This is a genomic window from Arthrobacter sp. H14, assembly GCF_000520495.1.
In the GTDB taxonomy this organism is placed as follows: domain Bacteria; phylum Actinomycetota; class Actinomycetes; order Actinomycetales; family Micrococcaceae; genus Arthrobacter_C.
Genome location: NZ_KI914644.1, coordinates 84233 through 93188 on the forward strand (window position 1 = coordinate 84233; position 8956 = coordinate 93188).

Sequence of the window (8956 nt, forward strand, 5' to 3'; positions counted from 1 at the left end):
TTTAATCTCCGCAGCTATGCTTCCACAGCTTGTCGGGTGTTGTGACGACGTTCTCAATTTTAGAGACGCTCCAACGCCCAATCCCAGTTGATGTGTTCTTGTTCCAGCCGGACGGCGGGCCCATAGGAGTCATTTCGAAGCGACTCATACACCGTCAACTCCTCCGGAGCGAGCCGGGTCAGGATCGCGCGTGAGGGGTTCGGCTCCTGGCCCCAAAGATTGCGGTGAGCCAGCAACGTTTCCGTGTCCATGAGGATGGAGTGCACATGTGGATGGCCGGAACGCAACTGATCGAGAATCCGGAAACCGTGAGTGTCCAGGTCGCCCCAATACAGCACATCACAATTGCGGAGCCACTCGGCTTCATCCACTGCCGAGAAGCCGTAGCCGGCTCCAAACACAGCGAGCGTCCTTGGCCGTGCGGGTAGGGAAAGGAAGTTGACCAGGTTCTCGGTCACGATGACGGCATCCACGTCCGGTGCGAGGTTCCTGAAGCCCTCCGCCGTTACGGTGATGTCCCGGACTGCACCCAACAGTTCCGACTCCGGATCCAACAGGCGGAAACGTACCCGCTCCGGCGCGGCCAGGAAACCGTGCCGGCTTGCGAAACTGGACCCAGGCCGGCCGCGTTCGGGTTCCAGCGCCGTGACCATCTCGTCAATGGTCCGGCGTCGGGTTTCAACGAACTTCGTGTGCACACCGGCCAGGCTGAGCTGACGGAGGTAGATGCCGGGTGCGGGATTGTCGCGGAACCACACGGCGACGGCGGCCGCCGTGAGTGCATCCTCGCTGAGTTCGAGCAATTGCAGTGGCCGCCTGACCGCCCACACCTGGAGCGCCGGTTCGATTCCCTCGATCCGGGAGGCGAGGTCGAGGAACGTTCGCGCCTGTCGTGATTTGCCGATAAAAGCAATTTCGTCTTCGGCCGTGGCGAAGACGGCAGCGGACGGAACGTCGTTGGCTCCGATCGTGTTCCGCCCGACTGCTGCGGTGGAGATGGAGAAGTCGCCGGCACCACCGTGGAGCTCCGCCGCCCAGGCTCGAGCCGCAGGATAGCTGTCCCGCAGCTCCTTCGCGGTGGGATGTTTCAGCGGTCGACGGCGGGGGTAGGTGTCGTCCGTGGGCGCCAGCAATTGGCGAAGGAGGGCACCAGTTTCCCAGGCCTTGCGGGACTGCGTCCGTAGGGCGGCCAAAGTGGTCCAACCGTGGACGGATGGGGCGGGAGCCGCGTTAGCCGCCACGGCGGTCCCGTTCCTGGCGGTATTCCTGAATGGTCATATTGCGCAGCTGGGAATCGTCGCCGTTCTTGTTGGCCACGAATCCCACGTTCGCGACGAAGGGCTCAATCACGTGGATTTTCTGCAGCGGTGTCACGATCAGCAGCTGCAGTTTCATCCTCTTGAACAGCTCGAGCCCGTATTTCGCCGATTCATCCGAGCCGCGTCCGAATGCCTCATCGATAACGACGAATCGGAAACTGCGGCCGCTGCTGCTCTTGCTCAGAGATGAGGCAAGTCCGAACTGGAACGCCAAGGCAGCGGCGAGGATGGTGTAGGCGAGCTTCTCCTTCTGGCCACCGGATTTTCCGCCGGAGTCGGTGAAATGTTCGTGTTCCTCACCGGTCTCGGTCCATTTCTCGGAGGCGGAGAAGACGAACCAGTTCCGTACGTCGCTCACCTTTGTGGCCCAGCGGTTGTCCAGTGCCGTCAGTCCCTCACGGCCACGGAACCGTTCCACGAGCTTTTCGACCTGCAGGAACTTTTGCTCCGAGTACTGGTCGTCATCGCCAAGTGTTCCTTCCGAACATGCCCGCAGGTCGGCGCCAAAGTCGCGCACATCGGCGTCGGACGTGTTCTGGTGCTCAAGCTGGATGTGCCGGCCGGGGTTGTATTCGATGGTGGCCAATGAGCGGTTGATTTCCGCTATACGGTTGGCAATATCCTGCCTGCGCGATTCGAGGAAGGCGTTGAAGGCGACCACTTCGTGAATGGTGTTCTGATTCAGCGACTCTTTGAAGTGCTCCTCGAAGCGTGGTAAGTCATTGTCAACAAGCTGGTTCAGCAGCCGGTTGTACTCTCCGGCGGCGTCCAGTGCCGCATCGACCTCTGTAGTCTCGTTCGGATATTTGTTCCGGAATGCCTGCATGAGACCGACTGTCCGTTCGCCCGAGCGGGCGATCTGTTTGTTGAGCGAGTCGATAGTCGTGCTGAGAGCGTTGCGGATACCGCTTGCGATCTTTTCCGTATTTTTGTACGTGAGCGTGGTGTCGGCGAGTGCGTCAGCAGCGAGCCGTTCCAAGTCCTCCAGCAGCCCTTTATCTTCAGTCAGAGGCGTTTCCGCAAGAATGGATTGGCAGTCCTCGATCATTTCAGCGATTTCTTTGGTGGCACCTTCATTGGCGCCGATCCGCTTCTGGATCTTTTCCATCTGATTTTCGGCCCGGTGCAGGCGCGACTGGGTGTCGTATTCTGCCGCAGCGAGCTTCTGCAGGACATCGTTGGCCGCTTCGAGGGAGGATTTCTCTGTTTTCAGACCCTCAATCCGGTGGGCGGTGAGTTGCCAGCTGACTTCCGAGAATTCCTTGACGCTGGAGATTGTCCCCAGATGCCGGTGTTGCTGCCCCAGCTGGCCGAGGGCGGAATCGACCTTTGTCAGCTCGGCGTCAGTTGCCCGCACCTGCCCTTCGAGTGCTTCCAGGTCTGTTTGGAAGCCGGTGATTTTTGCGTGGTTGTCCCAGCCCAGGACGAAATTCCGCCGGTCGTTCAAGTCCCGCCGGTCGTCCTTCTCGTGCCTGCCACGTCCACCCTTGAGCTGACCGTTGAGGGTCAGTGCCTTCGGATAGCGACGGAAATCGTCGAGCGACTCGCAGCACATGTGGTCGAAACGGTGGTTCAGCTCGTCGAGCAGGTACTCGCGGAAACCCGTTCCAGGTTTGATGGCGATCTTGGATGCCAGGGTTCCTGGCTCCGGGGGCCGTCCCGGGCTCGTCTGCCCGATTTTCAGGTAGACCAGCCGCGTCCGCAAGTTATTTTCGTCCACCCATTTGCTGACGGCTGGATAGTGTTCTGTGGGGACCAGCATCGACAATGCGAATCCGTGAAGAGTGCGTTCTGCCGCGCCTTCCCATTCCCCTTCGCCATCCCGCACCCGGAGCAACTCGCCGCCGAAGGGCAGATCCGGTTCGCGGATCCCGGTGCCTTCGCACAGGCGACGACGCAGTTCCAGTTGCGGACGCGGAAGCAGGTTCTGCCGGGACTGAAGACTTTTCAGCTCCGCCCGGATCTCCCCGGCACTGTACGCGTCCTCATTGCGTCTCATTGTCAACCGGGTGCGGCGCTCCTGCAGATCGCTGTTCTGTGCCTGCAGCGATTTCTCCACTGCAGGCAAGCCGGCGGAATTCTTATCGAAGAGCACCTGATCTTCCGGAACGTGCAGCTCCAGGGCCTCTGCGGCCACCGCATAGCGTTCGAAACGGGAACGCTGTACAGCCGATTCTTCACTCAACCTGGCGATCTCGGCGTCAATCGCCGCCAGCCTCCCACCTCCGTTGGTGCGGATATCCTCCTGCAGGTTTGTTAGCTCATGGCGCAGCCGCGAGATGTCCCCGGCGAGCTTTTTGCGGTCGGACTCCAGCCGCGTGCCGGTTCTCTCGAGTTCCGTCTGATGCTCCAGGCTTAGGTCCAGCCGTCGTGTGGTGAAGAAGGGATGCAACTGGTCGCGCTGGTCGCGGCCACGCTGTTCCCGCTCCTCGAGTTCGGCATGCCTGGCGGCGCCATCCCGGATCGGTGTCAGCAGGGCAACCTGGTCCTTCGCCCGCAGGACGGCGCCGTGGGCCTTTTTCAAGTCATCGAAATGATGGATCAGATTGTCGATCCTTGTGGCCACATCGTCCTGCTCGAGCATGTTGGTGCGCACGAAGTGGGTGATATTTTCCACCTGTTTCATGGACACCGTGCGGTGGAACAGATCCATTGCCTGACTGCCGGTAATGCCGAATTGGCGTTTGAAGGCAGCAGCATATGGGTCGAAGGAATCATGGACGGCGGCGCCCGCCGCCCGCAGCCTTTTCTTCAGCTTGGCGGGCTCCTGTTCGAAGTTGGAGAAATCCGCCATGATGGACTGTTCCTCCTGGGCCAGGGAGTAGAAGCGGTTCGGTTGGCCCGATTCCTGTGGTGCCCACAGGGTGATCGCAAGACTGACAGACTTGTCGAGTTCAGCATTGTAGAACACTCCGAGGACCACCGAGTATGAACCCGGCCCGCGGAGTGCCACGGGTTTGGAATATTCGCCGGCCGTCGTTCGCGCACTCTTGTGGTAGCCGCGCACGTACGACATCAGGCTGCGTTCCTTCTTTTGAGCACCCGCTGCCTTGTTGTAATCGATCTTGTTGGCTGGCAGCAGCAGGGTGGTGATGGCGTCCACCACCGTGGATTTGCCGGAGCCTATGTCTCCAGTCAAAAGACTGTTGTCACCGTCGAGGGTGAAGGTGCGTACGCCTTGATGGAACGTGCCCCAGTTGAGAAGCTCGAGCCGGTGCAGTCGGAACCCCGGGGGTGGGCCGTCGTCGTCGTTCTTGACTTCATCCAGGCTGAACAGGCCTGCCTGCAGTTCCGTGGTCATACGGTTGCCTCTTTAGTCTTGGCACTGGAGCCGCCATCAAGTGAAGCCCGGTAGTCGGCCAGCCGGGAGTCGAACTCCTCCAGCCACTGGGCATCCACGTAGGCTTTGAGAATCCGGGCGACTTCGTAGGTGCCGGCCTGTCCGCGCATCCGGCGAAGGAAGCCCAGCTCCACTACCTTTTTGATATCGGAGCCGAGCCTGTCGAGAATCCGGGCCTCGTTGCTCGATTCCGGGAGGAAGACCGAGATCATATCTTCGATTTCCGTCTCGGTCATGACAAGTCGGGTTTCGCTGCTGTTGGCGTCGAATTCGGCGAGCTTTGCACGCAGCAGCGCCAGTAGCAGGCTGACATTGAACGTCAGCTGCCGGCGTGGAACGAGTCGGGGGAGTGCGGCGTCGCTCTCTTCCCTGGACCGGAGAAAAGCGTAGCCTTCCGTCTCGTCGAGAATGAGCTCCAGGCCCAGTACGGAAACGTAATCCCGCACATGGGAAGCCAACTCCAGAAGGGCCTGCCACACCTTGCCGTCCGATTCCGCATAGACGACACCTTTGAACAAGCGGGTGACGATGACCGGCAGTTCCTCTGGATGGCCGGTTTCGGATTCGCTGCTCAAGATGGCCTCACAAAGATGATCTGTTCAATGGTGGCTTCACGCAGACTGCCGTCCGGCATTGCCCACGATAATTGCTGTGTGTGGTCGGAGTTAATCGTGGCCCAGGGCGAGTCAGTGGCCAATTGGAAGTACGCCACGATCTCCGCCAAACCCTGGGTGAGTGGAAAGGCATCCGTCACGTCCGCGAGAGTGGCCTGCTCTGCATCTGTCAGCACCGTATCGATGTTCCCACGCAACCGCTCATTGTCGACATAGAACTGCTCGAACAAGGCTCCTGGATCAACATCCGTATCGTCGGCGGACAGGATCTCGTCGTCGACCATCACCCGGGAACTGGGCTCGTAGAGCGGACGCTCGAAGGGCAAAGCCACCTCAATGGTCTGGGCAGGCACCTCAAGGAAGGTGCCCGACGGCGGGGTGTTGCGGACGGCCAGCGCGTCGCCTTCGATACGCCGGATCAGCTGCATGATGCGCTTGTTCTCCAGGAAGACTTTATCGTCGAGCAAGCGGCGCATCTGCTGGGAAAGCTGTCGTACGGTGCTCTGGGTCTGTTCGACGGCAGGAAGCCAGTCCTGGTGCATGCTGGTAAGGGCATCGACGTTTTCAAGACTGCTCAACGCCTCAATCTGCGTAGCGCGCTCCAACAAGCTCGTCAATTCAGTGCGCAACCGCGGGGACATGAGGTAGTCCCAGAACCCTTGGAAGGTCCGGCCCTGCGTGGAGCTGCTGATGCCCTGCTGATTCGAAAAAATAGTCTCCAGCAGCTCGCCCTGGCTGCCTTCCCACGTAGCGATTTGCTCCCGCACTCGACGGTCCAGTCGCCGGAAGTTCTGCTCCACTTCCCGAAAGTCGGCGAGTAAGTCCCGGGCGGTGTCGGTGAGCTGTTGAAAGTGATCCAGAGCTTCGGGGGTGCTCATCACCTTGATATGGCCTTCGCGGATTTGCTGCATCTCGACGTCGATGGCATCGCGTTGTTTCTGTAGTTCATCCAGCCGCACATCCGGGTCCGTTTCGGATTGCTGGACCAGCGTCTGCAGCAACTGGAAGATGCTGGTCAACCGCGATTGAGTTGCCACGAAGTCCCGTCCGCGCAGGTTCTCCACCCAACGGACGACATCCTCGGCCGCCGCGGTGAGATCGTAGACCGGCTCGTCCTGCCCGGGCACATAGTATTTGCGCAGCCAGCTTCTCTCCGGCGCGGCCCACTCGTCCAGATACTCAGCCGCTGGACGGGGAAACTTATCCTCACCGAGCGAATCGCGAAGCCCGAAGAGAACATCATCGAGGGTGTCGATCAATGCCTGGCGGGCGATATTGCGGTTGTTGGGCTCGGTGAAAGCAGCCATGAAGAATGCCAGGGCAAGCGGGGCATTTTGTGCGCGCAACAGGGACCATCCTGCGTGGTTCTCACGTAACGAATTGATCGCGTAATAGTCCACGCTCTTCACCTCCCCCGCGTCGCTTGTGGCTTGCCCTCAATGTTAGGGGTTGGGTCCGACATTTTCTGCCGGCAGCTACCGGGAGGCCAAGGCGGTGCGGGCTAAGATGTGGCCATGAGAGATTCCGGCCGGTTGCGGCAACTGTTGCGCGAAGTACAAGTCTTCCCGGAACAGATGTCGGGATTCGATCCGGATCAGACCCCTGACCAACCTGTGGAGTTGTTTCTGCAGTGGCTGGCTGCCGCAGTCGACGCCGGGGTTTTGGCTCCGCACGCGGTCAACGTAGCCACCATGGGGGCTGACGGTATGCCGGACGCGCGGATCGTGATTCTCAAAGATATCAGCGACGGATGCTGGTGCTTTGCCAGCAGCAGCACGAGTCCCAAGGGCCAGCAACTGCAGGCGGCGCCATCGGTTGCACTGACGTTTTTCTGGCCCTCCGTTGGGCGCCAGATCAGGATCAGGGGCCGCGTGCACGTGGGTTCGCCGGTCGAGAACGATCAGGACTTCAAGCGTCGGAATTTGGTTGCGAAGGCGTTGGTGCTTGCCGGGCAGCAAAGTGACGTTATGCAGAGGACGGATGACCTCGACGATGCAGTTGCCGGTGCCAGGGCCCAGTTTGATGTTGATCCGGAAACCGGTTCACCATCCTGGACTGTTTACAAGGTCACGGCGCAGACTGTGGAGTTCTGGCAGGCGGACCCTGACCGCCGCCATATTAGACTGCGCTACAGCCGCAACGATGGACACAGCGCGTGGAGAAAAGACCTGCTCTGGCCGTGATGTCCTGGCTGTCCCACCAAACTGGTCTCCCAATGCATGCCAGGGCTTATCGGCCCGCTGGCGGGAAGCCAAAAAGGCTTTACTACTGTTTGGGCCAAGGGGCTTCCATGCGTGCCTGTTGACGGATACACCGCGGCGCCGGGCCTCCTCGTAGAGGCGGTCGCGAACGATGGACGAAACCTTGATCGTGGTCATAGCCATAAAATCAGTATGCCTCGGCTGTACCGAGGAGCAGCCGGTTTCGTTGGTGATTTATGCGAGACCGAGCTGCTCCAAGGGAAGACGTCCGGACATTAGCGGGCGGATGTTTTCCAGAAGGTGAAGTCGTCCTGGTTCAACGCGCGCCGGGTTCCATCCGCGGCTTGGCGGATCCAGACGGTGCCGAGGCCGGGTGCGGTGTCTGCAACCTGGCCGCGGTAGTAGACGCGGGCACCTCTGCGGACTTCGATTTCATCGCCGCGGTTCAGGGCGCCAAGGCTGCGAATACGTTTGGGGAGGGAGTTGATTGGTTCCTGACGGATATTTTCAGCTAATGAGATGGCCGACCCCTTTCGATGATGGCTTCAGTTATGTCAACCATCAACGGCGCAAAGATATTCCCCTCTATGCATAATCGTGCAGTTCTTTTGTTACGACTTCACGAGTTTCCGGCGGACCACCGTTGGCTCGGGGTTGGTGTGGACCGCGCCGTCGAGGATCACAGTCGGCACGGTTTCGTTGCCATTGTTGTTCTCGCGAACGAACGCCGCGGCGTCGGCATCACGCCAAATATTCACCCAATGTGCCTTCCGGCCGGTCGATCCGAGCAAGGTCTTCATCCGGATACAGAACACGCATCCCGGCCGCCAGAAAATCACTACTCCACGCGACGACGGCGGCATGTCCTTCAGCTCTGCCCACGGTTCACCCTTGCGGCCAAAGAGCGGGCTCAGCAGCCAAGCGACAACCAGCAGTGCGACGGCGGCAATCACTGCTGAAGCCCAATTGCCCTCCTGCCCATAGATAAAGACGACGATGACGGCCATGGCCGCGACGGCGATGGAGTTTGACCAGCGAACGAGTGAACTCATAGCTCCACGTTAACGGTAATTCCGGTGCAGGTTCTCCGCGTTGGATGGCCCGGAGACCGGCTCGGTGATCCAGGGACCGGTACCTTCGGAGGGGTCCAGGATTCCGTCTTCCAGCCACGTGTAGTTGCCCTCCAGGATCCGGTTGGAGAGCTTCCGGTCCGGCCCATCGCTGTTCCGCCACAGATCGGTAAACAACTGCCGGATGCGTTCCCGGGACTGCAGGCAAAAGGCGTCCGCCAGTTCGTAGGCGCTCCTGCCTTGGGCCGGGTCCTCTGACCGGAGCTGCTCCGCCCGGATGCATGCCGCCGAGATAGCAAATAGTTCCGCTCCAATGTCAACGATCCTGCCCAGGAATACCTGTTGGTGCTCGAGCTTTGCCTGCCAGCGGCCCATCCCCATGAAGGTATGGCGGGCGAGCTTCCGGGAGGAG

Annotated in this window: 7 protein-coding genes and 1 pseudogene; 2 read left to right on the plus strand and 6 right to left on the minus strand. The window is 60.2% G+C overall.

The annotated features are described in order from the left end of the window. Positions 1 to 59: 59 nt before the first annotated feature. The 4 genes from Y707_RS0108100 to Y707_RS0108115 are packed head-to-tail and all read right to left on the minus strand — an operon-like array spanning position 60 to position 6673. Positions 60 to 1241: a Wadjet anti-phage system protein JetD domain-containing protein gene (locus tag Y707_RS0108100; protein ID WP_051441773.1), complete on the minus strand. Its 1182-nt coding sequence runs from the start codon at positions 1239 to 1241 to the stop codon at positions 60 to 62. Beyond that, a complete protein-coding gene (locus tag Y707_RS24410; protein ID WP_035780833.1) occupies positions 1231 to 4620 on the minus strand; it encodes an ATP-binding protein in 3390 nt (1129 codons plus the stop codon). Before Y707_RS24410 ends, Y707_RS0108100 begins: the two co-directional genes overlap by 11 nt. Further along, positions 4617 to 5234, minus strand: coding sequence for a DUF4194 domain-containing protein (locus tag Y707_RS0108110; RefSeq protein ID WP_026534705.1), 618 nt, complete (start codon positions 5232 to 5234; stop codon positions 4617 to 4619). The genes Y707_RS24410 and Y707_RS0108110 overlap by 4 nt, the downstream gene beginning before the upstream one ends. Further along, entirely contained in the window at positions 5231 to 6673 is a 1443-nt protein-coding gene (locus tag Y707_RS0108115) for a DUF3375 domain-containing protein (RefSeq protein ID WP_026534706.1), read from the minus strand. The genes Y707_RS0108110 and Y707_RS0108115 overlap by 4 nt, the downstream gene beginning before the upstream one ends. A 114-nt stretch (positions 6674 to 6787) precedes the next feature. Here Y707_RS0108115 and Y707_RS0108120 point away from each other — a divergent pair, with 114 nt between their 5' ends. Further along, positions 6788 to 7456: a pyridoxine/pyridoxamine 5'-phosphate oxidase gene (locus tag Y707_RS0108120; RefSeq protein WP_026534707.1), complete on the plus strand. Its 669-nt coding sequence runs from the start codon at positions 6788 to 6790 to the stop codon at positions 7454 to 7456. A gap of 362 nt (positions 7457 to 7818) precedes the next feature. Then, positions 7819 to 7989: a hypothetical protein gene (locus tag Y707_RS30575; protein ID WP_155852825.1), complete on the plus strand. Its 171-nt coding sequence runs from the start codon at positions 7819 to 7821 to the stop codon at positions 7987 to 7989. Positions 7990 to 8085: 96 nt separating this feature from the next. Here the strand turns inward: Y707_RS30575 and Y707_RS32730 are convergent, their stop codons facing one another. Continuing rightward, positions 8086 to 8526 carry a glutaredoxin domain-containing protein gene (locus Y707_RS32730; RefSeq protein WP_035780835.1) on the minus strand — a complete coding sequence of 147 codons (441 nt, stop codon included), beginning with the start codon at positions 8524 to 8526 and terminating at the stop codon, positions 8086 to 8088. Positions 8527 to 8535: 9 nt separating this feature from the next. Continuing rightward, positions 8536 to 8956: pseudogene (locus Y707_RS31350) on the minus strand (acyl-CoA dehydrogenase family protein); the annotation flags it as partial.

What these genes read in the sequence shown, in the direction of transcription:
- Y707_RS24410 (WP_035780833.1), bottom strand. Translation starts at nt 4,620, where the DNA reads ATGACCACGGAACTGCAGGCAGGCCTGTTCAGCCTGGATGAAGTCAAG.
- Y707_RS0108120 (WP_026534707.1), top strand. Translation starts at nt 6,788, where the DNA reads ATGAGAGATTCCGGCCGGTTGCGGCAACTGTTGCGCGAAGTACAAGTC.
- Y707_RS32730 (WP_035780835.1), bottom strand. Translation starts at nt 8,526, where the DNA reads ATGAGTTCACTCGTTCGCTGGTCAAACTCCATCGCCGTCGCGGCCATG.